Source organism: Monashia sp. HAY1-2A, assembly GCF_056755315.1.
In genome coordinates this window covers 1-246 of the sequence record NZ_JBNDHY010000648.1, presented here as the reverse complement: position 1 = coordinate 246, position 246 = coordinate 1, and the positions used below count along the sequence as shown (strand labels likewise).

1 protein-coding gene is annotated in these 246 nt (G+C 60.2%); it reads left to right on the top strand.

Going from position 1 to position 246, the window contains the following annotated elements; all coding sequences use genetic code 11:
• Positions 1-48: 48 nt before the first annotated feature.
• Positions 49-246, top strand: a 198-nt coding sequence (locus tag ACPYOM_RS23405) for a PEP/pyruvate-binding domain-containing protein (RefSeq protein WP_481347811.1), incomplete at its 3' end; no start/stop codon positions are given.

Sequence of the window (246 nt, the reverse complement as noted above, 5' to 3'; positions counted from 1 at the left end):
ATCCGTGCCCTACCAGGAGGCGGCACGCAAAGGACGCAGCGTTCGCGCATGGAAAGTCCAGGTGATCCGGGAGACACTCCGGCTGCAGCTGTCCAACCGTGTCTTAGTGACCGGCAGATCAAGGATCTGGCAGAGCTGGGCCGCATGGTGGAGAAACACTATGGAGCTCCACAGGACACCGAATGGGCCATGGATTCCAATGGAAGACTGTGGTTGACCCAGGCCAGGCCCATCACCACCCTCTAC